Source organism: Kineococcus sp. G2 (assembly GCF_037154035.1).
In the GTDB taxonomy this organism is placed as follows: Bacteria; Actinomycetota; Actinomycetes; order Actinomycetales; family Kineococcaceae; genus Kineococcus.
The window spans coordinates 1-1,454 of record NZ_JBBBEM010000063.1; the positions used below are offsets into that span (position 1 = coordinate 1).

The 1,454-nt window shown below is 75.5% G+C and carries 1 protein-coding gene; it reads right to left on the reverse strand.

Features of this window, described 5'->3' with window-relative positions:
• Nucleotides 1-12: 12 nt before the first annotated feature.
• On the reverse strand, nucleotides 13-1,454 hold a 1,442-nt coding region (locus tag V9U69_RS10550; protein ID WP_337061728.1), incomplete at its 5' end, for an aldehyde dehydrogenase (NADP(+)).

Here is a 1,454-nt window from a genome sequence, read left to right on the forward strand (position 1 = left end):
GTGGGGGAGGGGTCAGGGGGTGTGCAGGACGCCGTCGACGCGGCGGGGGATGCCGGTGAAGCCGTCCGTCAGCTCCTCGGGCAGCAGCTCGGCCGGCACGGCCTGGAAGGTCACCGGGCGCACGAACCGGCGGATCGCGCTGGTGCCCACCGAGGTGTGCTGGGAGTTCGTCGACGGCCACGGGCCGCCGTGGTGCTGCGCCCACGACACCGCCACCCCCGTGGGGAAGGCGTCGAACAGGATGCGCCCGGCCAGCGGGCGCAGCGCCCGCACCACCGTCGCCGGCAGCTCCGTCTCGCCCTCGCCGCGGTGCACGGTGGCCGTCAGCGAGGACGGCACCTCCTCCAGCGCCGACAGCAGCTGCTTCTCGTCGTCGTAGCGCACCACGGTGCTCAACGGGCCGAAGCACTCCTCGGTGACGGCGCGCGGCATCCCCACCGCGCTCGTCGACAGCAGCAGCGGCACGGCCGTGAAACCGCCCTCACCGTCGGGCTGCGCGCCGTGCGCGAGGGCCGTGACGCCCTCCTGCTCGCTCAGCTCGGCGCTGGTGCGCTCGTACGAGTCGGCGATGCCGCCGTTGAGCAGCACCTGCGCCGACGCCTCCCGCACGGCGGTGGTCATGGCCTCCACGACGGCGTCGCCGTCGGGGCCCGAGGGGACGAACAGCAGGCCGGGCTTGGTGCAGAACTGCCCGGCGCCCAGGGTGAACGAGGCGACCGTGTCGCGGCCGATCTGCTCGCCGCGCTCGGCCGCGGCGGCCGGGGTGACGACGAGGGGGTTGAGGCTGGACAGCTCCCCGAAGAACGGGATCGGGTCCGGGCGGTCCTCGATGATGCGCAGCAGCGCCTTGCCCCCGTTGACGGAGCCGGTGAACCCGACCGCCCGCACCGCCGGGTGCGCGACCAGGTCCGCACCGGCCTGCAGGCCGAAGACGATGCCGAGGGTGCCGGCGGGCGCGCCGAACTCGCGCGCCGCCGCGTCCATCACCTCGAAGCACAGCTTCGAGGTCGCCGGGTGGGAGCCGTGCGCCTTGACGATCACCGGGCAGCCGGCGGCCAGGGCGGAGGCGGTGTCCCCGCCGGGCACGGAGAACGCCAGCGGGAAGTTGCTGGCGCCGAACACCGCCACGGGCCCGAGCGGGACGAGCATCCGGCGCAGGTCCGGGCGCGGCCCCATCGGGGTCTGCCCGGCGTGGTCGATCGTGGCCTCCAGGTAGGAGCCCTCGCGCAGCACCTCGCCGAACAACCGCAGCTGGTACGTGGTGCGGGTCAGCTCGCCGTTCAGGCGGGTGGCGCCCAGCGCGGTCTCGCGGTCGGCGAGGGCGACGACGTCCTCGCGGCGCGCGTCCAGGGCGTCGGCGAGGGCGTCGAGCAGCGCGGCGCGGCGCTCGCGGCCCATCTCCTCCAGGGCGCCGGGGGCGCCCAGCGCCGCATCGCAGAGGGCCGCGACCTCCT